General features: G+C 60.9%; 25 protein-coding genes and 1 tRNA gene. 25 read left to right on the top strand and 1 reads right to left on the bottom strand.

Going from position 1 to position 20,617, the window contains the following annotated elements; genetic code table 11:
* Positions 1-127 precede the first annotated feature (127 nt).
* From LMG28727_RS30810 to tatC, 18 genes are all read left to right on the top strand, one after another.
* Positions 128-1,060, top strand: a complete 933-nt coding sequence (locus LMG28727_RS30810) for an ABC transporter ATP-binding protein (RefSeq protein WP_201646110.1) — start codon at positions 128-130, stop codon at positions 1,058-1,060.
* Entirely contained in the window at positions 1,057-1,812 is a 756-nt protein-coding gene (locus LMG28727_RS30805; protein ID WP_201646109.1) for an ABC transporter permease, read from the top strand. Before LMG28727_RS30810 ends, LMG28727_RS30805 begins: the two co-directional genes overlap by 4 nt.
* Before the next feature lie 15 nt (positions 1,813-1,827).
* Positions 1,828-2,067 carry a BolA family protein gene (locus LMG28727_RS30800; protein WP_074766058.1) on the top strand — a complete coding sequence of 80 codons (240 nt, stop codon included), beginning with the start codon at positions 1,828-1,830 and terminating at the stop codon, positions 2,065-2,067.
* Between the two features lie 114 nt (positions 2,068-2,181).
* A complete protein-coding gene (murA, locus tag LMG28727_RS30795; protein ID WP_201646108.1) occupies positions 2,182-3,444 on the top strand; it encodes a UDP-N-acetylglucosamine 1-carboxyvinyltransferase in 1,263 nt (420 codons plus the stop codon).
* A complete protein-coding gene (gene hisG / locus LMG28727_RS30790) occupies positions 3,441-4,127 on the top strand; it encodes an ATP phosphoribosyltransferase (protein WP_201646107.1) in 687 nt (228 codons plus the stop codon). The genes murA and hisG overlap by 4 nt, the downstream gene beginning before the upstream one ends.
* 90 nt (positions 4,128-4,217) lie before the next feature.
* The gene (gene hisD, locus LMG28727_RS30785; protein WP_201646106.1) at positions 4,218-5,555 is read left to right on the top strand and encodes a histidinol dehydrogenase; all 1,338 of its coding nucleotides are present in this window, start codon (positions 4,218-4,220) and stop codon (positions 5,553-5,555) included.
* 198 nt (positions 5,556-5,753) lie between these two features.
* Entirely contained in the window at positions 5,754-6,824 is a 1,071-nt protein-coding gene (hisC, locus tag LMG28727_RS30780; protein ID WP_201646105.1) for a histidinol-phosphate transaminase, read from the top strand.
* A 114-nt stretch (positions 6,825-6,938) separates the two neighbouring features.
* Positions 6,939-7,526: an imidazoleglycerol-phosphate dehydratase HisB gene (gene hisB, locus LMG28727_RS30775; RefSeq protein ID WP_201646104.1), complete on the top strand. Its 588-nt coding sequence runs from the start codon at positions 6,939-6,941 to the stop codon at positions 7,524-7,526.
* 158 nt (positions 7,527-7,684) lie between these two features.
* Positions 7,685-8,326: an imidazole glycerol phosphate synthase subunit HisH gene (gene hisH / locus LMG28727_RS30770; RefSeq protein WP_201646103.1), complete on the top strand. Its 642-nt coding sequence runs from the start codon at positions 7,685-7,687 to the stop codon at positions 8,324-8,326.
* Between the two features lie 223 nt (positions 8,327-8,549).
* Positions 8,550-9,302, top strand: a complete 753-nt coding sequence (gene hisA / locus LMG28727_RS30765; RefSeq protein WP_120289260.1) for a 1-(5-phosphoribosyl)-5-[(5-phosphoribosylamino)methylideneamino]imidazole-4-carboxamide isomerase — start codon at positions 8,550-8,552, stop codon at positions 9,300-9,302.
* A 230-nt stretch (positions 9,303-9,532) separates the two neighbouring features.
* Positions 9,533-10,306 (top strand): imidazole glycerol phosphate synthase subunit HisF, encoded by a 774-nt coding sequence (gene hisF, locus LMG28727_RS30760; RefSeq protein ID WP_012434503.1) that lies wholly within the window; start codon positions 9,533-9,535, stop codon positions 10,304-10,306.
* Position 10,307: 1 nt separating this feature from the next.
* On the top strand, positions 10,308-10,718 hold the full coding sequence (gene hisI, locus LMG28727_RS30755) for a phosphoribosyl-AMP cyclohydrolase (protein WP_201646102.1): 411 nt from the start codon (positions 10,308-10,310) through the stop codon (positions 10,716-10,718).
* Positions 10,715-11,092, top strand: coding sequence for a phosphoribosyl-ATP diphosphatase (locus tag LMG28727_RS30750; RefSeq protein WP_201646101.1), 378 nt, complete (start codon positions 10,715-10,717; stop codon positions 11,090-11,092). Before hisI ends, LMG28727_RS30750 begins: the two co-directional genes overlap by 4 nt.
* Before the next feature lie 135 nt (positions 11,093-11,227).
* Positions 11,228-11,623, top strand: coding sequence for a DUF4870 family protein (locus LMG28727_RS30745; protein ID WP_201646100.1), 396 nt, complete (start codon positions 11,228-11,230; stop codon positions 11,621-11,623).
* A 105-nt stretch (positions 11,624-11,728) separates the two neighbouring features.
* Complete coding sequence (locus tag LMG28727_RS30740) at positions 11,729-12,094, top strand: histidine triad nucleotide-binding protein (protein ID WP_201646099.1); 366 nt, start codon at positions 11,729-11,731, stop codon at positions 12,092-12,094.
* Positions 12,095-12,336: 242 nt separating this feature from the next.
* Positions 12,337-12,576: a Sec-independent protein translocase subunit TatA gene (gene tatA / locus LMG28727_RS30735; RefSeq protein ID WP_074766038.1), complete on the top strand. Its 240-nt coding sequence runs from the start codon at positions 12,337-12,339 to the stop codon at positions 12,574-12,576.
* A gap of 39 nt (positions 12,577-12,615) precedes the next feature.
* Positions 12,616-13,146 (top strand): Sec-independent protein translocase protein TatB, encoded by a 531-nt coding sequence (tatB, locus tag LMG28727_RS30730; RefSeq protein ID WP_201646098.1) that lies wholly within the window; start codon positions 12,616-12,618, stop codon positions 13,144-13,146.
* A gap of 34 nt (positions 13,147-13,180) precedes the next feature.
* On the top strand, positions 13,181-13,960 hold the full coding sequence (gene tatC, locus LMG28727_RS30725) for a twin-arginine translocase subunit TatC (RefSeq protein ID WP_201646097.1): 780 nt from the start codon (positions 13,181-13,183) through the stop codon (positions 13,958-13,960).
* A 243-nt stretch (positions 13,961-14,203) separates the two neighbouring features.
* On the opposite strand, the gene LMG28727_RS30720 is transcribed toward tatC, so the two are convergent.
* Positions 14,204-15,427, bottom strand: a complete 1,224-nt coding sequence (locus LMG28727_RS30720; protein ID WP_201646096.1) for a Do family serine endopeptidase — start codon at positions 15,425-15,427, stop codon at positions 14,204-14,206.
* Between the two features lie 19 nt (positions 15,428-15,446).
* On the opposite strand from LMG28727_RS30720, the gene LMG28727_RS30715 reads away from it, so the two are divergent.
* The 7 genes from LMG28727_RS30715 to LMG28727_RS30685 all read left to right on the top strand — a co-directional run bounded on the left by LMG28727_RS30715 (position 15,447) and on the right by LMG28727_RS30685 (position 20,590).
* The gene (locus tag LMG28727_RS30715) at positions 15,447-16,193 is read left to right on the top strand and encodes a Nif3-like dinuclear metal center hexameric protein (RefSeq protein ID WP_201646095.1); all 747 of its coding nucleotides are present in this window, start codon (positions 15,447-15,449) and stop codon (positions 16,191-16,193) included.
* 229 nt (positions 16,194-16,422) lie between these two features.
* Positions 16,423-17,043: a ubiquinol-cytochrome c reductase iron-sulfur subunit gene (gene petA / locus LMG28727_RS30710; RefSeq protein WP_236592505.1), complete on the top strand. Its 621-nt coding sequence runs from the start codon at positions 16,423-16,425 to the stop codon at positions 17,041-17,043.
* Positions 17,043-18,422: a cytochrome b gene (locus tag LMG28727_RS30705; RefSeq protein WP_201646093.1), complete on the top strand. Its 1,380-nt coding sequence runs from the start codon at positions 17,043-17,045 to the stop codon at positions 18,420-18,422. The genes petA and LMG28727_RS30705 overlap by 1 nt, the downstream gene beginning before the upstream one ends.
* Before the next feature lie 22 nt (positions 18,423-18,444).
* Positions 18,445-19,200, top strand: coding sequence for a cytochrome c1 (locus LMG28727_RS30700; protein WP_201646092.1), 756 nt, complete (start codon positions 18,445-18,447; stop codon positions 19,198-19,200).
* Positions 19,201-19,295: 95 nt separating this feature from the next.
* Positions 19,296-19,907: a glutathione S-transferase N-terminal domain-containing protein gene (locus tag LMG28727_RS30695; protein ID WP_006052302.1), complete on the top strand. Its 612-nt coding sequence runs from the start codon at positions 19,296-19,298 to the stop codon at positions 19,905-19,907.
* Between the two features lie 66 nt (positions 19,908-19,973).
* The gene (locus LMG28727_RS30690) at positions 19,974-20,495 is read left to right on the top strand and encodes a ClpXP protease specificity-enhancing factor (RefSeq protein ID WP_201646091.1); all 522 of its coding nucleotides are present in this window, start codon (positions 19,974-19,976) and stop codon (positions 20,493-20,495) included.
* 19 nt (positions 20,496-20,514) lie between these two features.
* Positions 20,515-20,590 (top strand) — tRNA-Thr (locus tag LMG28727_RS30685).
* Positions 20,591-20,617 lie beyond the last annotated feature (27 nt).

The raw sequence follows: 20,617 nt of genomic DNA, 5'->3' as shown, positions 1-20,617 counted from the left end.
CCACTGATTTTTGCCCTATAATCAAACGTTTTTTGGGGCATCTAACCGGCCCCAATTTCGTTTCCCCCAGCACTTTTGCGCCCCCTCAGGGCTCCTTTAGGCGCCGCGCCCCACGCGGCCCATAGTCATGTCAGCCATAGAAATTCGTAACGTCAAGAAGCGCTACAAGGATTTGCAGGCGCTCAAGGGCGTCAGCCTCACGGTCGAAGAAGGCGAGTTCTTCGGACTGCTCGGTCCGAACGGCGCGGGCAAGACGACGCTTATCAGCATCCTTGCCGGCCTCGCGCGTGCCGACGAAGGCAGCATCGCGGTACGTGGCCACGACGTGGTGACCGATTTCCGCGACGCGCGCCGCTCGCTCGGCGTGGTGCCGCAGGAGCTCGTGTTCGATCCGTTCTTTACCGTCCGCGAAACGTTGCGCATTCAGTCCGGCTACTACGGGCTGCGCAACAACGACGCGTGGATCGACGAGATCATGGCCAATCTCGATCTCACCGACAAAGCCGACGCCAACATGCGCGCGCTGTCGGGCGGCATGAAGCGCCGCGTGCTGGTTGCGCAGGCGCTGGTGCATCGGCCGCCGGTGATCGTGCTCGACGAACCGACCGCCGGTGTCGACGTTGAACTGCGTCAAACGCTGTGGAAATTCATCTCGCGGCTGAATCGCGAAGGTCACACTATCGTGCTGACCACGCACTATCTGGAAGAAGCCGAATCGCTGTGTGATCGCATTGCGATGCTGCGGCGCGGTGAGGTGGTCGCGCTCGAGCGCACCAGCACGCTGCTGCAACGCTTTGCGGGCATGCAACTGTTCCTGCGTTTCGCGCAGGGCGTGTTGCCCGCCGAACTGCGTCCGCTCGAAGTGGAAAGCGGCACGGGTAACGGCAATGGCCGCCAGCATCTGCTGCGTCTGTCGAGCTACGACGAAGTCGAAACGATTCTCGCGCAGTGCCGCGCAGCGGGTTGTACATTCGAAGAAATCGAGGTCCGCAAAGCCGACCTCGAAGATGTGTTCGTTCAGGTGATGAACGGTCCGGAAGTGATCGAGGGGCTTGCATGAGCGGTTTCCGTACGCTGTTTTACAAGGAACTCCTGCGTTTCTGGAAGGTGGCATTCCAGACCGTGCTCGCGCCGGTCATCACCGCGCTGCTCTATCTGACCATCTTCGGTCACGCATTGCGCGGTCATGTGCAGGTCTACCCGGGCGTCGAATACACGAGCTTCCTGATTCCTGGTCTCGTGATGATGAGCGTGTTGCAGAACGCGTTCGCCAATAGTTCGTCGTCGCTGATCCAGTCGAAGATCACCGGCAATCTCGTGTTCGTGCTGCTGCCGCCGCTGTCGCACTACGAGATGTTCGCCGCTTATGTGCTCGCTGCGGTGGCGCGGGGTCTCGCGGTCGGTTTCGGCGTGTTCATCGTGACAATCTGGTTCGTGCCGCTTAGCTTCACCGCGCCGCTCTACATCATTCTGTTTGCGATCTTCGGCGCGGCGATTCTCGGCACGCTCGGTTTGATCGCCGGCATCTGGGCCGAGAAGTTCGATCAGCTTGCCGCGTTTCAGAACTTTCTGATCATGCCGCTCACGTTCCTGTCGGGCGTGTTCTACTCGACGCACACACTGCCGCCGGTCTGGCGCGAAGTGTCGCGGCTGAATCCTTTTTTCTACATGATCGATGGCTTTCGCTACGGTTTCTTCGGGATGTCGGATATCAATCCGCTCGTGAGCCTTGCGATCGTCGCCGGTTTCTTTGTGGTGCTGGCCGCCATCGCGATGCGCATGCTCGCGACCGGCTACAAACTGCGCCACTGATCAGGAGCTTCTCTCATGTTGCCGACTCCCGAACAGGTCAAGCAATACATCGCCGCTGGGCTCGCTTGCGAGCATCTTCAGGTTGAAGGCGATGGCCAGCATTTCTTCGCGACCATCGTGTCGCCGAGCTTCGAAGGCAAGCGTCCGATCCAGCGTCATCAACTCGTGTATGCGGCGCTCGGCGACCGCATGCGTGAAGAAATCCACGCGCTCAGCATGAAGACGCTGACGCCCGCCGAATGGCAGAACGCGTAATCTGGATATTTAGTGCGAATTACTCAAGAAGGACGCGACGCCGGTAGCGGCGCGTCGAACACAACAGTCAATGCAGCCCAGGCTGATGGCCGGGCAGATCAGGAACTGACAGGCATGGATAAACTCGTCATTGAAGGTGGCTACCCGCTGTCGGGTGAAGTCGTCGTCTCGGGTGCGAAGAACGCAGCGCTGCCGATCCTGTGCGCGGGTCTGCTGTCCGCAGAGCCGGTGCATCTGGACAACGTGCCCGACCTGCAGGACGTTCGCACGATGCTCAAGCTGCTCGGCCAGATGGGCGTGCGGATCGAGAGCGGCGAAGGGCGCGTGGCACTCGATGCGTCGAAGGTCGATAACGTCGTCGCGCCGTACGAAATGGTGAAGACCATGCGTGCGTCGATCCTCGTGCTCGGCCCGCTGGTCGCGCGCTTCGGTCACGCGCGGGTGTCGCTGCCGGGCGGCTGCGCCATTGGCGCGCGTCCGGTGGATCAGCACATCAAGGGCCTGCAGGCGATGGGCGCCGAGATCACGATCGAGCACGGCTTCATCGAAGCACGCGCGAAGCGCTTGAAGGGCGCGCGCATCGTCACCGACATGATCACCGTGACAGGTACCGAAAACCTGCTGATGGCAGCGGTGCTCGCCGACGGCGAGACGGTCATCGAGAACGCGGCGCGTGAGCCGGAAGTCGGCGACCTCGCGCATCTGCTGGTGTCGATGGGCGCGAAGATCGAAGGCATCGGCACGGATCGCCTGGTGATTCAGGGCGTCGACAAGTTGCACGGCGCGAAGCACACGGTGATTCCGGATCGCATCGAGGCCGGCACGTTCCTGTGCGCGGTGGCCGCCGCCGGTGGCGATGTCACGTTGCGCAAGGTACGTCCGCTGATTCTCGAAGCGGTGACCGAAAAGCTGCGCGAAGCCGGCGTCACGATCGACGAAGGCGACGACTGGATGCGTGTGCGCATGGACAAGCGGCCGAGCGCCGTGACGTTCCGCACGTCCGAATACCCAGCGTTCCCGACCGACATGCAGGCGCAGTTCATGGCGCTGAACACGATCGCGGATGGCACCTCGCAGGTCGTCGAAACGATCTTCGAAAACCGCTTCATGCACGTGCAGGAATTGAACCGCCTGGGCGCGAGCATCACGATCGACGGCAACACCGCGCTCGTGAACGGCGTCGAGAAGCTGTCGGGCGCGAAGGTAATGGCGACCGACCTGCGCGCGTCCGCGAGTCTCGTGATTGCCGCGTTGCGGGCTGAAGGCGAGACGCTGATCGACCGCATCTATCACCTGGATCGCGGTTACGACCGGATGGAAACCAAGCTCAACGCCATCGGCGCGAAAGTGCGCCGCGTGTCCGGGAGCCAGGCATGAGTTCGATGCCGCAAACGTCGTCGTCGCCGGCGGTGAACGCACCGCTCACGCTGGCTTTGTCGAAAGGGCGTATCTTCGAAGAAACGTTGCCGCTGCTCGCCGCAGCCGGTATCGAAGTGACCGAAGATCCGGAAACCTCGCGCAAGCTGATTCTGCCGACCACCGACGCCAACGTGCGCGTGATCATCGTGCGAGCGACGGACGTGCCGACCTACGTTGAATACGGCGCCGCCGACTTCGGCGTGGCAGGCAAGGACGTGCTGCTCGAACATGGCGGTAGCGGCCTGTATCAGCCGGTCGACCTGGATATCGCGCGTTGCCGGATGTCGGTCGCGGTCGCGGCGGGTTTCGATTACGCGAATGCGGTGCGCCAGGGCGCGCGCCTGCGCGTGGCAACCAAGTACGTTGAAACCGCACGTGAGCATTTTGCCGCCAAGGGCGTTCACGTCGACCTGATCAAGCTGTACGGTTCGATGGAACTGGCGCCGCTGGTCGGCCTCGCCGACGCGATTGTCGACCTGGTCAGCTCGGGCAATACCTTGCGCGCCAACAATCTTGTCGAGGTGGAGGAGATCATGCAGATTTCGTCGCGCCTCGTTGTGAACCAGGCCGCGCTGAAGCTCAAGCGCGCTGCATTGCGGCCGATTCTCGACGCGTTTGAACGCGCGTCGAAAGCTGGCTGAGCGGCGGGCTGATAGCGTGAGCGCGGCCCACTCGTGATCACGCTGCTCCTTTATTCGCTATCACGCGCGCCTTACCGAAACGGATAACGTATGTCTATCAAGATTCGCAAGCTCGATTCCACCGCTCCCGACTTTCACAAGTCGCTGCACGCGGTGCTCGCGTTCGAGGCGAGCGAAGACGAAGCAATTGAGCGCTCGGTCGCGCAGATTCTGACCGACGTGAAGGCGCGCGGCGACGCGGCGGTGCTCGAGTACACGAACCGCTTCGACCGGCTCGACGCGAAGAGCGTCGGCGCGCTCGAATTGCCGATGTCGGAACTGGAAGCGGCGCTCGAAAGCCTGGAGCCGAAGCGTCGTGCGGCGCTCGAAGCGGCGGCGGCACGGGTGCGCGGTTATCACGAGAAGCAGAAGATCGAATGCGGCAGCCATAGCTGGCAGTACACCGAGGCCGATGGCACGGTGCTCGGCCAGAAGGTCACGCCGCTCGATCGTGCGGGCATTTACGTGCCGGGTGGCAAGGCGGCGTATCCGTCGTCGGTGCTGATGAATGCGATTCCGGCGCGGGTTGCGGGCGTGCGTGAAATCGTCATGGTCGTGCCTACGCCGGACGGCGTGAAGAATCCACTGGTGCTGGCTGCGGCGCTGCTGGGCGGCGTGGATCGCGTGTTTACGATCGGCGGCGCGCAGGCGGTGGCGGCACTGGCCTACGGCACCGAAAGCGTGCCCGCGGTCGACAAGATCTGCGGTCCTGGCAATGCGTATGTCGCGTCGGCGAAGCGTCGCGTGTTCGGTACGGTCGGTATCGACATGATCGCCGGGCCGTCGGAAATTCTGGTGCTGTGCGACGGCACGACCGATCCGCGCTGGGTCGCGATGGACCTGTTCTCGCAAGCCGAACACGACGAACTCGCGCAGTCCATCCTGCTGTGTCCGGACGACGCGTTCATCGCCCGTGTGCATGACGCGATCAACGAGTTGCTGCCGACCATGCCGCGCCGCGACGTGATCCGCCAGTCGCTCGAAGACCGGGGCGCGCTGATCAAGGTGCGCGACATGGCCGAAGCCTGTGCGATTGCTAACGAGATTGCACCGGAACACCTCGAAATCTCCGCGCTGGAGCCGCATCAGTGGGGGCAATTGATTCGCCACGCCGGCGCGATCTTCCTCGGCCGCTACACCAGCGAGAGCCTCGGCGACTATTGCGCAGGCCCGAATCATGTGCTGCCTACGTCGCGTACCGCACGGTTTTCATCGCCGCTTGGCGTCTACGATTTCTTCAAGCGCTCCAGCGTGATCGAAGTCAGCGCGGAAGGCGCTCAGACGCTCGGCGAGATCGCTGCCGAACTCGCTTACGGCGAAGGCTTGCCGGCGCATGCCCGCAGCGCTGAATACCGGATGCGGCAGAACAACAACAACGAACGCAGCTAATGCCAATAGCGGGCGTGGCGTGACGAATCTGGCGTAGAAGGCTGGCGGCTGGGCATCGAGAAAATGTCCGCCGCGAACTTCAGCGACAGATTGCGTGCACCCGCCCGTTCAATAACGACAATACAGACGAGCCGGAACGGCCCGTGTGTCGTCCCGATGCCGGGGCGGCACGTTCTTCGCGCCCCGTTCCAGAGACCTATGACGACACCACACGACATCATCCGCGGCGACGTGCTCGCCATGACGAGCTATCCCGTTCCGGACGCCACGGGCTTCATCAAGCTCGACGCGATGGAAAATCCGTTTGCGCTGCCGCCTGTGCTGGCCGCGCATCTCGGCGAGCATCTGGCCGGGGTCGCGCTGAACCGTTACCCCGCGCCGCGTCCCGAGGCGCTGATCGAAAAGATCAAACGCGTGATGGGCGTGCCGGCCGGCTGCGACGTGCTGCTCGGCAACGGCTCGGATGAAATCATCAGCATGCTGTCGGTCGCGTGTGCGAAGCCGGGCGCCAAGGTGCTTGCGCCGGTGCCGGGATTCGTGATGTACCAGATGTCGGCGAAACTGGCCAACCTGGAATTCGTCGGCGTGCCGCTGAAAGCCGATTTTTCGCTCGACACCGATGCGATGCTCGCGGCCATCGCCGAACACGAGCCGGCGCTCATCTACCTCGCGTATCCGAACAATCCGACCGGCACGCTGTTCGACGATGCCGACATCGAGCGCATCATCGCTGCGGCGAGCGGGAGCCTGGTGGTGATCGACGAGGCGTATCAACCGTTCGCGCAGCAAAGCTGGCTGCCACGCGCTGACGAGTTCGACAACGTCGTGGTCATGCGCACGGTGTCCAAGCTCGGCCTGGCCGGTATCCGGCTGGGTTATCTGGTCGGCAGGCGCGTCTGGCTCACCGAACTCGACAAAGTGCGGCCGCCGTACAACATCAACGTGCTGACTCAGGCCGCCGCCGATTTCCTGCTCGATCACGTCGACGTACTCGACGCTCAAGCCGCGCAATTGCGCGAAGAACGCACGAAACTCGCGGATGCAGTGGCCGGATTGCCGGGCGCCGAAGTGTTCCCGAGTGCCGGTAACTTCCTGCTGGTGCGAGTGCCCGACGCGTCCGTTCTGTTCGAAACCCTGCTAACTGCACGGGTTCTAATCAAAAACGTGAGTAAAATGCATCCATTGCTGGCCAATTGCGTGCGTTTGACCGTCGGCTCGCCCGAAGAAAATGCGCAATTGCTCGCCGGACTGAAACTCGTGCTGCATTGAATGGTTTGCCGAACCGCCGCGTCAGCGCTCTCCGCCAAGGAGGGCAGTGCGCGCGGCCAGCCGTTTTCCCATCCCACACTACTATCGCTTTCTAGCTAGATTCGAGGAATTACCATGCGCATTGCGGAAGTCGTTCGCAACACCAGCGAAACGCAGATCCGTGTGAAGATCAATCTGGACGGCACCGGTCAGCAGAAGCTGGCCACCGGTGTGCCGTTTCTGGATCACATGCTCGACCAGATTGCACGGCATGGATTGTTCGACCTCGACATCGAAGCGCATGGCGACCTGCATATCGACGACCACCATACGGTCGAAGATACCGGCATCACGCTGGGCATGGCCGTCGCGAAAGCGATCGGCGATCGCAAGGGCATTCGCCGCTACGGCCATTCGTACGTGCCGCTCGACGAAGCGCTGTCGCGCGTCGTGATCGATTTCTCCGGCCGTCCGGGCCTCGAATTCCATGTGCCGTTCACGCGGGCACGCATCGGTACGTTCGACGTCGATCTGTCCATCGAATTTTTCCGCGGCTTCGTGAATCACGCTGGCGTGACGCTGCATATCGATAACCTGCGCGGCCTGAATGCTCACCATCAGCTGGAAACGGTGTTCAAGGCGTTCGGGCGTGCATTGCGCATGGCCACCGAAATGGACGAGCGCGCAGCAGGTCAGATTCCGTCGACCAAGGGCAGCCTCTAAGCGACGCATTGACCATGCATATCGTTGCAGCTATGCAGCACGGGTCGCTCGACACGAAACTCGCGCCTCGCAGCCGGACCTGAACCAGGGCTGGCATCAGCGTTGCTGGCAGCGAAACTCAGCGTCGATGGATTGAAGGCATTGCAGCCAAACTTGAAATGAAAACTTCGATAGCGATTGTGGATTACGGAATGGGCAACCTGCGTTCGGTTGCTCAGGCATTGCGCAAAGCCGCGCCGGAAACGGATGTGGCAATCGTCGACCGCCCGGAAGCGATCCGCGCGGCTGACCGCGTGGTGTTGCCGGGGCAGGGCGCGATGCCCGACTGCATGCGCAGTCTCGCCGAATCCGGCTTGCAGGAAGCGGTGATTGAAGCGTCGCGCAGCAAGCCGCTGATGGGCGTCTGCGTTGGCGAGCAGATGCTGTTCGACTGGAGCGCCGAAGGCGATACGCCGGGTCTCGGCCTGTTGCCCGGCAAGGTGCTGCGCTTCGATCTGGAAGGTCAGATTCAGGACGACGGCTCGCGCTTCAAGGTCCCGCAAATGGGCTGGAACCGCGTGCGCCAGGCGCAGCCACATCCGCTGTGGGATGGTGTCGCCGACAACGCGTTTTTCTATTTCGTGCACAGTTATTACGTGCAGCCGGACAACGCGGCCCACACGTCGGGCGAAACGGTGTACGGTGTGCCCTTTACCTCGGCGGTAGCGCGGGATAACATCTTCGCCACCCAATTCCATCCGGAAAAGAGCGCCGATGCGGGGCTGCGCGTGTATCGCAACTTCGTGCACTGGAACCCGTGAGCGCCTTTCTCCATCCCGTAGCCGTGCAATCTCCCGCCACAAGCGGGACGCCTGCGATGCGCAACAACCGTAGCACCATGATTTCGCTCGACATGCTCACGAATGACGCACCGGAAGGGCGTCGAAAGAGTTGTACTAAACTAGCGAAACGGCGTTCAGGCGGACTGGCTCACCAGTCGCTGGCGCCGACCTTCAACCCATTCCCAGACAACACCCGATTGCTATGCTGCTGATTCCCGCCATCGACCTGAAAGACGGTCACTGTGTCCGCCTCAAACAAGGCGATATGGACCAGGCGACGATATTTTCCGAGGAACCGGCGGCAATGGCCCGACATTGGGTCGACCGTGGCGCCCGTCGTTTGCACCTCGTCGACCTGAACGGCGCGTTCGCCGGCAAGCCGAAGAACGAAGACGCGATCCGGGCGATCATCGAAGAAGTGGGCGGTGAGATCCCCGTGCAACTGGGCGGCGGAATCCGCGACCTGAACACGATCGAGCGCTATCTGGACGACGGTCTGTCGTACGTGATCATCGGCACGGCAGCGGTGAAGAATCCGGGCTTTCTGCAGGACGCCTGCACGGCGTTCGGCGGCCATATCATCGTCGGGCTGGACGCGAAAGACGGCAAGGTCGCGACCGACGGCTGGAGCAAGCTGACCGGCCACGAAGTCGCCGATCTCGCGCGCAAGTTCGAGGACTACGGCTGCGAATCGATCATCTACACCGACATCGGCCGCGATGGCATGCTGCAAGGCATCAACATCGAAGCGACGGTGCGTCTTGCGCGTGCGGTGAAGATTCCGGTGATCGCAAGCGGCGGCCTGTCGAATCTGACCGACATCGAGTCGCTGTGCGAAGTCGAAGACGAAGGCATTGAAGGCGTGATCTGTGGCCGCGCGATTTATTCGGGCGACCTGGACTTCACGGCGGCGCAAACGCTGGCCGACCGTCTGCGCGAATCGGACGACGCGTAACACGTTGGCGACGGCGGTTGCGCTTGGCAGCCGCGCAGCGGCCCGGTCGTTTTCAGCGCGTCGAGCGTCGCAGTCGATCTGAACCGGCGCCGCGGCGTGCCGACATGGCGCGGCGCCGGGGCGTTATGACCTCACGCGCGGCGCGACGCGACTCATCGCGCCGGCACCGTGCCGCTTTCCTGCTTCCAGGCGAGCGGCCTCATCAGCGGTATTGGCAGAATTGCAAGATCATGGCTCTAGCTAAACGCATCATCCCCTGTCTCGACGTCACGGCTGGCCGCGTGGTCAAGGGCGTCAACTTCGTCGAACTGCGCGATGCAGGCGACCCGGTCGAAATTGCCCGCCGTTACGACGATCAGGGCGCCGACGAACTCACCTTCCTCGACATCACCGCGACTTCGGATCAACGCGATCTGATTCTGCCGATCATCGAAGCGGTTGCCTCGCAAGTGTTCATTCCGCTGACGGTCGGCGGCGGTGTGCGCGCCGTCGAAGACGTGCGGCGCCTGCTGAACGCGGGCGCGGACAAGATCAGCATGAACTCGTCGGCGGTGGCGAATCCGCAGCTCGTCAAAGACGCCACCGACAAATACGGCTCGCAATGCATCGTCGTCGCGATCGATGCAAAACGCGTTTCCGCCGACGGCGAACCGCCGCGCTGGGAAGTCTTCACGCACGGCGGCCGCAAGGCTACCGGCCTCGAAGCGGTCGAGTGGGCGCGCAAGATGGCCGAACTCGGCGCGGGCGAAATCCTGCTGACCAGCATGGACCGCGACGGCACCAAGAGCGGCTTCGACCTCGCGCTGACGCGCGCGGTCTCGGACGCGGTGCCGATTCCGGTGATCGCATCGGGCGGCGTCGGCAACCTGCAGCATCTGGCCGACGGCATCAAGAACGGTCACGCGGACGCCGTGCTGGCCGCGAGCATCTTCCACTACGGCGAGCACACCGTGGGCGAGGCCAAGCGCTTCATGGCCGATCAGGGCATTTCGGTGAGGTTGTGACGTGGTGAATCCCTCGGCAGTCAATTGGCTCGACAAGGTCAAGTGGGACGCGAACGGCCTCGTGCCGGTGATCGCGCAGGAAGCGTCGACGAACGACGTGCTGATGTTTGCGTGGATGAACCGCGAAGCGCTGGCCAAGACCATTGAATTGGGCCGCGCGGTGTATTTCTCGCGCTCGCGTCAGCGGTTGTGGTTCAAGGGCGAAGAGTCCGGCCACGTGCAGCATGTGCATGAAGTGCGGCTCGATTGCGACGAAGACGTCGTGCTGCTGAAGGTCGAACAGGTGTCGGGCATCGCATGCCACACAGGCCGTCACTCGTGCTTTTTCCAGAAATTCGAAGGCTCGGTGGATGATGGCGACTGGGTCGCCGTCGATCCCGTGCTGAAAGACCCCGAACACATCTACAAATGACGCAATCCACGCAAACTTCCACGGCCGACACGCTGCTGCGCCTCGCGGCGATTATCGACAGCCGCAAGGGCGGTGATCCGGACGTTTCCTACGTGTCCCGTCTGTTTCACAAGGGCGATGACGCGATTCTGAAGAAGATCGGCGAAGAAGCCACCGAGGTCGTGCTGGCCGCGAAGGACACGCGCCACGGCGGGGCGCCGAAGGCACTCGTCGGCGAAGTCGCGGACCTGTGGTTCCATTGTCTCGTCATGCTGTCGCACTTCGACCTGAGCCCGGCGGATGTGCTCGCCGAACTCGAGCGCCGCGAAGGACTGTCGGGTCTCGAAGAGAAGGCGCTGCGCAAGAGCCTCGAACGCGAGCAAAACGGCGATTAAATATCGATCAGGCGTTGATTGAGCGGGCGTGTGCGTCAATTGCCGGTCAATTGATCGCGCCCCGCTTGAAGTTGGCCGCTCCGGCGTCCACATTGCTCTGAACGTATCTGATCGCATTTTCGGGAGGACGCAAGCATGGAACAGTCGCACGAGAGCTATCCGCCGCCGGTCTATCGCAACGCAATCGAGCCAGAGCGTGAACGCAGCCTGCGCACGCTCACCCACGTGCTGTACGCGCTGTATGCGGTTCATTGGCTGACGGGCGGTTTGACGATTCTGATCGCGATCATCATCAACTATGTGAAGCGGCCCGATGTGGTCGGCACGCCATACGAAGCCCACTTCCAGTGGCAAATCCGCTCTTTCTGGCTATGCCTGCTCGGTTATGCGATTGGCGGCGTGCTGTTGTTCGTCGTGATCGGTATACCGGTTCTGTGGGCCGTTAGCATCTGGATGTTGTACCGTATTATCAAAGGCTGGCTGTATCTGTACGATAACAAGCCGCTTGCGAATCCGCGTGGCTGGATCTGAAGGTTGGGCGCTCCTGATCGCTGTTAATCGGGGTCTGCCTTAACCTTGGTGCATTAGCCCGCGGCGCCGCGTTTCTCGCTCCAGTCATACCGCGTCAGGAATACGATGAGTCACGATCCGAATTGCCTTTTCTGCAAGATCGCCGCTGGCGAGATTCCGTCCACCAAGGTCCACGAAGACGAAGAGTTCGTTGCCTTCCGCGACATCCGTCCCGCTGCTGAAACACATGTTCTGGTGATTCCGCGTCAACACATCGCCACGCTGTCCAACTGCACCGAAGGCGATGCTCCGCTGCTTGGTAGAATGCTTGTTTTGGCGGCGCGTCTGGCCGACCAGCTTGGCGTGGCGTACACCGGCGGTGAAACGGGCTTTCGTACGGTAATCAATACCGGCCCGGGTGGCGGTCAGGAGGTGTATCACCTGCACGCGCACATTCTCGCGGGGCCGCGCCCCTGGCAGCGAATGGGCTGACGAATCGGTCGGCAAAGTGCCCGCGGCGAATTCTGGTCGAGGACAATAGCGCCGCCGTTGTTTTTACAGCAATGTAATAACGACGACGCGTTCACCCGGCCACAATCACTGAAGTTGTCGGCGAGTGAATCGGAAGGGCCGGCGGTAACGTATAGATGAAGCGTCAGCGCTTCAGGTCACGCCGCAAGGCGCACGGATTTTTACCGCATCGCGATGCGGTGTCGGGGTTAAGGAGAGTAGTCATGGGTTCGTTGAGTATTTGGCATTGGCTGATCGTGTTGTTGATCGTAGCGCTCGTGTTCGGCACGAAGAAGCTGCGCAATATCGGTACCGACCTGGGCGGGGCGGTCAAGGGTTTCAAGGAAGGCATGAAGGAAGCTGAAACGCCTGGAAGCGAAGCGCAACAGCGCGAACTGCCGCGCAACGGCGCGGTAGACGTGGAAGCGAAGGAAAAGACGCCGAATTCCGGCGATTACCGCTAAGCCGCGGCCTACCCGCGTTACTGACGGACATTCCACTTCATGCTGGACCTCGGTCTAACCAAGATGGCGCTGATCGGCGTCGTCGCGCTGGTCGTTCTCGGGCCGGAGCGCCTGCCACGCGTGGCCCGCACGGCGGGCGCGCTGTTCGGCCGCGCGCAGCGGTATATCAACGACGTGAAGTCTGAAGTCACGCGTGAAATCGAACTCGACGAATTGCGTCGAATGAAAACCGAGTTCGAAACCGCTGCAACCAATGTGCATACCTCCGTTCAGGACAATCTGCGCAAGCACGAATCCGAACTGAACGACGCGTGGAACAGCGGCTCGTCGGTGTCGCCCAGCATTGCCGGCGGCGCGCTCGAAGACGTCGGTAATTCGTCGAGCAATTCGTCCTGGCCTGTCAGCACGCCGGCCGCGTCGCCCAAACGCAAGAACTGGCGCGTCAAGCAGACGGCCATGCCCACGTGGTACAAGCGAGCCACCACCCGTCGCACGCGCGTGCAATCGGGTGCTGCGCGCGTTGCGCGGCACACGCCGGCCACCATGCGTCGTCCGACGCGGTTTTTCTGATGATCAGAACGACAATCTCTAACCGAGGGCCGGCGTGAGCGACCCCCAGCAGACCCAGACCGAAGGCACTGAAGAGACCTTCATCTCCCACCTCGTTGAATTGCGCGACCGGATCATCCGCGCGGGCATTGCCGTCATCGTGGTGTTCATCGGACTCGTGTACTGGGCGCCGGATATCTTCCGGTTGCTGGCGCGCCCGCTGATGCAGAACTTGCCGAAGGACGGCAAGATGATCGTCACCGACGTCACCGGCTCGTTCTTCGTGCCGATGAAAGTGACCATGATGGTCGCGTTCGTGATCGCACTGCCCATCGTGCTGTACCAGATCTGGGCGTTCGTCGCTCCGGGGCTGTATCAGCATGAGAAGAAGCTGGTCGTGCCGCTGGTGGGCAGCAGCTACGTGCTGTTCCTGTGCGGCATGGCGTTCGCATACTTCGTGGTGTTCCCGACCATCTTCCGCGTGATGGCGCATTACAACGCGCCGCTCGGCGCGGAAATGACGACGGATATCGACAATTACCTGAGCTTCGTGCTGACCATGTTCATCGCGTTCGGCGTGACGTTCGAGGTGCCGATCGTCGTGGTGCTGCTGGTTCGCATGAATCTGCTGACCATCAAGAAGCTGAAGGAAATTCGTCCCTATGTGATCGTCGGCGCGTTTGTGATTTCTGCGGTGGTTACGCCGCCAGACGTCTTCTCGCAACTGATCCTGGCGATTCCGTTGATCGTGCTGTACGAAGCGGGCATCATCGCGGCCCGTCTGATTGTGGGCAAGCAGCCGGCGGTGGTTGAAGAGGCAAGTCCGCCAAATTGAATGGGGTACTAGACTAGCGCTGCTTTGCCGGGCGCTAGATCCAGAAGCACAAAGCAAAAAGGGCAGTCCGTTATGGACTGCCCTTTTTGCTTTGACTTATGTCGGTGGTTTGCGTTGCGGCGCTTGCCAGGGTTACGCGGACTGCAATCGCGAAGTCGTTTCCATCTTGCGTGACCTGGTTATGCGAGAAGGAAGCCTCCCGTTCAGCAGCAACTGCAAAGCCGCCTCGCAAACTCACTCACATCAACCGCCGTCATCATCCTGTTGATCTCCGCCGCCGTTGTCGTCGGAAGGCTGCTTCGGCGGGGGCGGGCGCTTGCCAATCGTCACGTCCAGATCGATCCCGCGACCTTTACGCACCAGATGCACCTTCGCGGCCGTACCCGGCTTGATCTGAGCGATTACGTTCAGCAGGCGCGTCGTGTCGGTAATTTCCTGGTCGTTCACGCTCACCAGGATATCCCCCGGCTTGATGCCGGCGCGATCTGCGGGGCCGCCTTTCAGCACGCCAGCGACGATGGCGCCCGACTTCTGTTCCAGCCCGAACGACTCGGCGATCTCCGGCGTCACGTCCTGCGGTTCGACACCAATCCAGCCACGCGTGACCGAACCGGTCGTGATGATGCTCTCCAGCACGCTCCGCGCGGTCGACACGGGAATCGCAAAGCCAATCCCAAGCGAGCCGCCCGAGCGCGAATAGATGGCGGTATTGATGCCGAGCAGATTGCCATTCACATCGACCAGCGCGCCCCCCGAATTGCCGGGGTTGATCGCGGCGTCAGTCTGAATGAAGTTCTCGAACGTGTTGATGCCAAGGTGATTGCGCCCGAGTGCGCTGACAATCCCCATGGTCACCGTTTGCCCGACGCCGAACGGATTGCCGATAGCCAGCACCACGTCGCCCACCCGCGTCTGATCCATGCGCCCGAGCGTGATGGTAGGCAGATTGGTCATGTTGACCTTCAGCACGGCCAGATCTGTTTCCGGATCGATGCCGATTACCTTGGCATTCGTGGTGCGTCCATCGGCCAGCGCGATTTCGATCTGATCGGCGCCGTCCACGACGTGCTGGTTCGTTAGAATGTAACCTTCCGAACTCACTATTACGCCGGAGCCGAGGTTGGATGCGGGTTGCTCCTCCTGCTTGCGCTTGTTCTTGTCGCCGAAGAAATAGCGGAACAGAGGATCTTTCGCGCGAGGGTCGGGCGGCAGTGAGCCATCCTTGCTGGAGAACACATTGACGACCGCGGGCATCGCCTTTTGCGCGGCGTCCGCATAGGACGCCTGGGCTGGCCCGCTGCCGATGCCTGGCGCCACTTCCCGTAGGGCGACGATGGGTTCGGCGAGTTGCTTGCCGAATTGCCCTTGACGCTGGAGCCACTGCGGTTTGAGGGTCGCAATGATGAACATCAGCGCCAACAGCACAGTCACCGCTTGGGCAAAGAACAGCCAAAAGCGTCTAAGCATCTGAAGACTAGAGGTTTATATGGATCGGATCGAACTTGAATTGTACTTGAACAATCTTCTTGAAACCGCGCGCTTCAAGGACTATTGCCCCAATGGATTGCAGGTCGAAGGGCGCCGCCGGATCAATAAGCTCGCGACCGGCGTGACCGCGTCAGTGGCCTTCCTGGAAGCCGCGCTCGATTGGGGCGCGGACGCCGTGCTGGTTCACCATGGTTACTTCTGGCGCAACGAAGCGCCGCAGATCACCGGCCGCAAACATGCGCGTCTCAAACTGCTGATCGCCAACGACCTGAGCCTGTTCGCGTATCACCTGCCGCTCGACGACCATCCCGAGTTCGGCAACAACGCGCAGATCGGCGAGAAGATGGGCTGGATCAGTGACGCACGGTTCGGCGAGAACGACCTCGGCTGGCTCGCCACATTTCCGATGCCGATCACGCTCGCGCACTTCACCGCGGAAATCGAACAGACGCTTGGCCGCACGCCGCTCGTATTCGGCGATCCAGATCGCGAACTGCGTCGGGTGGGGTGGTGCACCGGCGCCGCGCAAAACATGTTCGACGCCGCAATCAATGCGGGCGCCGACGTCTATCTGACCGGCGAAGTGTCGGAGTCGGTGATGCACACATCGGCGGAAAGCGGCGTGGCTTTTCTGGCAGCCGGACATCACGCGACCGAACGTCTCGGGGTCCAGGCAGTGGGCAAACATCTGTCCGAAGAGTTCGATATTGAGCACCTCTTTATCGATATCTCTAATCCCGTTTGAATCGAAAGTTTTGCGAATTGCATTAAAGAACAAAAAGGTCTGAATAACGCAGAGAACACTTAAAAGGAGGTGCAAAAAAGTTTGCGTTCCGTACGGAGAAACCCTGAGTTATCAAGGGCTTCGCACGGTTTTTGGCAATCGGCCCTTGTAAATGGCGACTCCATTCGCGCAAACTAGCGGCGGTAGAAGCGACGTGAAGGAAAAATCCAACTCAGAAGTGGGGCGTGTGATGCGAGACAAAGAAGATGAACGCGTCGACGGCAGCCGCCGGAACTGGCTGGTAGCGACGACCGTAGCAAGTGGCATAGGAGGTGTTGCCATTGTCGTACCCTTTGTTAGTTCGTTTGCACCATCTGCAAAGGCCATGGCCGCAGGCGCCCCGGTCGAAGTTGATATCAGTAATCTCAAGCCGGGCGACATGGTCACCGTCGCCTGGCGCGGCAAACCGGTGTGGGTCATCAACCGCACCGATCAAATGCTCGCCGATGTACAGAAAGCCGATAACGATGTAGCCGATCCCCACACAAAAAATCCTTTTTCGATGCCGTTGCCGGACTACTGCAACAACGAGTTCCGTTCACGCGCTGAGAACAAACATCTTCTAGTCGCCGTCGCTGTGTGCACCCATCTGGGCTGCACGCCGACACCACGCTTCCAGGAGGGTGCGCAGCCCAATCTTCCGGACAACTGGCCAGGTGGCTTTCTATGCCCCTGCCATGGCTCGACCTACGACATGGCCGGCCGCGTCTTCAAGAACAAACCCGCGCCCCAGAACCTCGACATCCCGCGATTCATGTTCACGTCGGCCACCAGCCTCGTGATCGGCAAGGACGAGAAAGGAGAAGCGTAATGGCGATCGAGCACGATGTAGAGACGACCGGGCTGGTCGGCTGGATCGACCGGCGCTTTCCGCTGACCTCCACGTGGAAAAAACACGTTTCCGAGTACTACGCACCGAAGAACTTCAACTTCTGGTACTTCTTCGGCTCGCTCGCGTTGCTGGTGCTGGTCAACCAGATCGTCACCGGCATCTTCCTCACGATGAACTACAAGCCCGACGCGACGCTTGCGTTCTCGTCGGTCGAGTACATCATGCGCGAGGTGCCGTGGGGCTGGCTGATCCGCTATATGCACTCCACCGGCGCGTCGATGTTTTTCGTCGTCGTGTATCTGCATATGTTCCGCGGGCTGATGTACGGCTCGTATCGCAAGCCGCGCGAACTGGTGTGGATTTTCGGCTGCCTGATCTTTCTGAGCCTGATGGCCGAGGCGTTCTTCGGCTATCTGCTGCCGTGGGGGCAGATGTCGTTCTGGGGCGCGCAGGTGATCGTTAACCTGTTTTCGGCGATTCCGTTCATCGGCCCGGATCTATCGCTGTGGATTCGCGGCGACTATGTGGTCTCGGACGTCACGCTGAACCGCTTCTTCGCGTTTCACGTGATCGCGATTCCGCTGGTGCTGGTCGGGCTGGTGGTCGCTCACCTGGTCGCGCTGCACGAAGTGGGGTCGAACAACCCGGACGGCATCGAGATCAAGGCGAAGAAGGACCCGGACGGCATTCCGCTCGACGGCATTCCGTTCCACCCGTACTACTCGGTGCACGATTTCATGGGCGTGACGGTGTTCCTGTTCATTTTCGCCGCGATCATTTTCTTTGCGCCGGAGATGGGCGGGTACTTCCTCGAATCGAATAACTTCGTTCCAGCGAATCCGCTGCAAACGCCGCCAGAAATTGCGCCGGTTTGGTACTTTACGGCGTTTTATGCGATGCTTCGCGCGACCACCGACCCATTCAAGATCGTGTTGATGGTTGTGATTGCGTTGCTTGGGCTGCTCGCGCTGGTGCGTGCGCGCGGCAAATGGAAGCTTGGCCTGCCGGTGCTGGCCGTGCTGGTGATTCTGGCCATGGCGTTCACCGAGTCGAAGTTCTGGGGCGTGGTGGTGATGGGCAGCGCGGTGATTTCGCTGTTCTTCCTGCCGTGGCTCGACCGCTCGCCGGTGAAGTCGATCCGCTACCGGCCGTTTTTTCATAAGGTGTTCTACGGCATCTTCGTGATCGCGTTCCTGACGCTGGGCTTCCTCGGCACGAAACCGCCGTCGCCCGCTTCCACGCTGATCGCGCAGATCTGCGCACTGATCTACTTCGCGTTTTTCCTCGGTATGCCGTTCTGGACGCGGCTTGGCACGTTCAAGCAGCCACCCGAACGGGTGCGGTTCAAGCCTCACTAATCGCAAGCCAGGAGAACACGAAATGAAAAAACTGCTTTCGACGTGCGCGCTGATAGGCGCGACACTGCTCGCGTTGCTGGCTGCCCCGGCCTACGCGGACGAGAATTTCCCTCTCGACCGCGCGCCGGATAACGCGGACAATTTCGCTTCTTTGCAGCACGGCGCGCAATTGTTTGTAAACTACTGCCTGAATTGTCACAGCGCGAGCCTGATGCGCTACAGCAGGCTGACCGACCTTGGCATTACGCCGGCCGAAATTCAGTCGAACCTGCTGTTCACCAGCGACAAGATCGGCAACACGATGACGATCGCGATGCGCCCGGAAGACGCTAAAGCGTGGTTCGGCGCAGCGCCGCCGGATTTGTCGGTGGAAGCGCGGGCGCGCGGCAAAGACTGGCTGTACACGTATCTGCGCAGCTTTTATCGCGACAATACCCGGCCAACCGGCTGGAACAATCTTGTGTATGAGAACGTGAGCATGCCTCACGTGTTGTGGCAGCTTCAGGGGCAGCGCGCGGCGAAATTCGGCGATGAAACCGATGAAAAAACCGGCGAAACGGTACACAAATTCGTCGGCTTCCAGCAGCTCACTCCGGGGACCATGTCGCCGGTAGATTATGATTCTGCTGTGGCCGACCTCGTGTCGTACCTGTCATGGATGTCCGAACCGACCCAGCACACCCGCAAGCAACTTGGCGTGTGGGTGCTGATGTTCCTCGGTATCCTGAGCTTTTTCGCCTGGCGACTGAACGCCGCGTACTGGAAACATATCAAATAATCACGCCGTCACCCGGCGTGGGGCCGGCGCCAGGAAGAACCTGCTGAACGGTTTTTCCGCGCGCTGGCCTTTCAGCTTTTTGAGGAAACGTAAATATGATGGTTCTGTATTCCGGCACTACTTGCCCGTTCTCCCAGCGCTGCCGGCTGGTGTTGTTCGAAAAGGGCATGGACTTCGAGATCCGCGACGTCGACCTGTTTAACAAGCCGGAAGACATCGCTGTGATGAATCCGTACGGTCAGGTGCCGATTCTCGTCGAACGGGACCTGATTCTGTACGAATCGAACATCATCAACGAATACATCGACGAGCGCTTCCCGCACCCGCAACTGATGCCGGCCGACCCGGTTCAGCGCGCCCGCGCCCGCCTGTTCCTGCTGAACTTCGAAAAGGAACTGTTCGTTCACGTCGGCACGCTCGAAAACGAAAAGGGCAAGGCTGCCGAGAAGAATCACGAGAAAGCCCGTCTCGCGATCCGCGATCGCCTGACGCAGCTCGCGCCGATCTTCCTGAAGAACAAGTACATGCTCGGCGAAGAGTTCTCGATGCTCGACGTCGCGATCGCTCCGCTGCTGTGGCGTCTGGATCACTACGGCATCGAACTGTCGAAGAACGCCGCCCCGCTGATGAAGTACGCCGAGCGCATTTTCAGCCGCCCGGCTTATATCGAAGCGCTGACGCCTTCGGAAAAGGTGATGCGTCGTTGAGTTTGGCTTGGGGCGAGGGCGCCGCGCATGGACTGCGCGGGCCCGCGCCCGGTAAGAGGACTGTAGATGCAAGAGATTTCCACCAAGCCTTATCTGTTGCGTGCGCTTTACGAGTGGTGCACGGATAACGGCTACACGCCGCATATCGCCGTTCGGGTCGACAACCAGACGCGCGTACCGCGTCAGTTCGTGCGCGACAACGAAATCGTGTTGAACATCAGCTTCGAGGCCACCAGCCAGTTGCAGATGGGCAACGAGTGGATCGAGTTCAGCGCGCGCTTCTCCGGCAAGTCGCACAAGATCGAAGTGCCGATCGCAAATATTCTCGCGATCTACGCACGCGAGAACGGCCAGGGCATGGCGTTCCCGGTTGAGTCGGCAGGCGGCGAGGCGCAGGATTCGGGCGCCGACGCAGTCCCCGCTGACGAAGCCGATCAGGCTCCGGCACCGGCTGCACCGCGCGCGGTCGAAACTTCGCCGTCGGCCGATCTGGCGGCTGCGAAGGCAGAATCCGCGACCGACAATCCGCAACCTGACGACGATGGAACAAAAGGTGGCGGAAGGGCTCGCCTTAAGATCGTGAAATGAAGTAGAATCACGGCCTCATGCCGGCTTAGCTCATCAGGTAGAGCGCTTGACTTGTAATCATGAGGTGGCGGGTTCGAGTCCTGCAGCCGGCACCAGTTGTACGAAACGGGGTTTCTGTTCAT

The sequence above is a fragment of the Paraburkholderia metrosideri genome, assembly GCF_904848625.1.
GTDB lineage: Bacteria > Pseudomonadota > Gammaproteobacteria > Burkholderiales > Burkholderiaceae > Paraburkholderia > Paraburkholderia metrosideri.
Note: the sequence above shows the minus strand (reverse complement) of the source record. Positions and strands in the feature narration are given on the sequence as shown.

What these genes read in the sequence shown, in the direction of transcription:
- LMG28727_RS30810 (WP_201646110.1), top strand. Translation starts at nt 128, where the DNA reads ATGTCAGCCATAGAAATTCGTAACGTCAAGAAGCGCTACAAGGATTTG.
- LMG28727_RS30805 (WP_201646109.1), top strand. Translation starts at nt 1,057, where the DNA reads ATGAGCGGTTTCCGTACGCTGTTTTACAAGGAACTCCTGCGTTTCTGG.
- LMG28727_RS30800 (WP_074766058.1), top strand. Translation starts at nt 1,828, where the DNA reads ATGTTGCCGACTCCCGAACAGGTCAAGCAATACATCGCCGCTGGGCTC.
- murA (WP_201646108.1), top strand. Translation starts at nt 2,182, where the DNA reads ATGGATAAACTCGTCATTGAAGGTGGCTACCCGCTGTCGGGTGAAGTC.
- hisG (WP_201646107.1), top strand. Translation starts at nt 3,441, where the DNA reads ATGAGTTCGATGCCGCAAACGTCGTCGTCGCCGGCGGTGAACGCACCG.
- hisD (WP_201646106.1), top strand. Translation starts at nt 4,218, where the DNA reads ATGTCTATCAAGATTCGCAAGCTCGATTCCACCGCTCCCGACTTTCAC.
- hisC (WP_201646105.1), top strand. Translation starts at nt 5,754, where the DNA reads ATGACGACACCACACGACATCATCCGCGGCGACGTGCTCGCCATGACG.
- hisB (WP_201646104.1), top strand. Translation starts at nt 6,939, where the DNA reads ATGCGCATTGCGGAAGTCGTTCGCAACACCAGCGAAACGCAGATCCGT.
- hisH (WP_201646103.1), top strand. Translation starts at nt 7,685, where the DNA reads ATGAAAACTTCGATAGCGATTGTGGATTACGGAATGGGCAACCTGCGT.
- hisA (WP_120289260.1), top strand. Translation starts at nt 8,550, where the DNA reads ATGCTGCTGATTCCCGCCATCGACCTGAAAGACGGTCACTGTGTCCGC.
- hisF (WP_012434503.1), top strand. Translation starts at nt 9,533, where the DNA reads ATGGCTCTAGCTAAACGCATCATCCCCTGTCTCGACGTCACGGCTGGC.
- LMG28727_RS30750 (WP_201646101.1), top strand. Translation starts at nt 10,715, where the DNA reads ATGACGCAATCCACGCAAACTTCCACGGCCGACACGCTGCTGCGCCTC.
- LMG28727_RS30745 (WP_201646100.1), top strand. Translation starts at nt 11,228, where the DNA reads ATGGAACAGTCGCACGAGAGCTATCCGCCGCCGGTCTATCGCAACGCA.
- LMG28727_RS30740 (WP_201646099.1), top strand. Translation starts at nt 11,729, where the DNA reads ATGAGTCACGATCCGAATTGCCTTTTCTGCAAGATCGCCGCTGGCGAG.
- tatA (WP_074766038.1), top strand. Translation starts at nt 12,337, where the DNA reads ATGGGTTCGTTGAGTATTTGGCATTGGCTGATCGTGTTGTTGATCGTA.
- tatB (WP_201646098.1), top strand. Translation starts at nt 12,616, where the DNA reads ATGCTGGACCTCGGTCTAACCAAGATGGCGCTGATCGGCGTCGTCGCG.
- LMG28727_RS30720 (WP_201646096.1), bottom strand. Translation starts at nt 15,427, where the DNA reads ATGCTTAGACGCTTTTGGCTGTTCTTTGCCCAAGCGGTGACTGTGCTG.
- LMG28727_RS30715 (WP_201646095.1), top strand. Translation starts at nt 15,447, where the DNA reads ATGGATCGGATCGAACTTGAATTGTACTTGAACAATCTTCTTGAAACC.
- petA (WP_236592505.1), top strand. Translation starts at nt 16,423, where the DNA reads ATGCGAGACAAAGAAGATGAACGCGTCGACGGCAGCCGCCGGAACTGG.
- LMG28727_RS30705 (WP_201646093.1), top strand. Translation starts at nt 17,043, where the DNA reads ATGGCGATCGAGCACGATGTAGAGACGACCGGGCTGGTCGGCTGGATC.
- LMG28727_RS30700 (WP_201646092.1), top strand. Translation starts at nt 18,445, where the DNA reads ATGAAAAAACTGCTTTCGACGTGCGCGCTGATAGGCGCGACACTGCTC.
- LMG28727_RS30695 (WP_006052302.1), top strand. Translation starts at nt 19,296, where the DNA reads ATGATGGTTCTGTATTCCGGCACTACTTGCCCGTTCTCCCAGCGCTGC.
- LMG28727_RS30690 (WP_201646091.1), top strand. Translation starts at nt 19,974, where the DNA reads ATGCAAGAGATTTCCACCAAGCCTTATCTGTTGCGTGCGCTTTACGAG.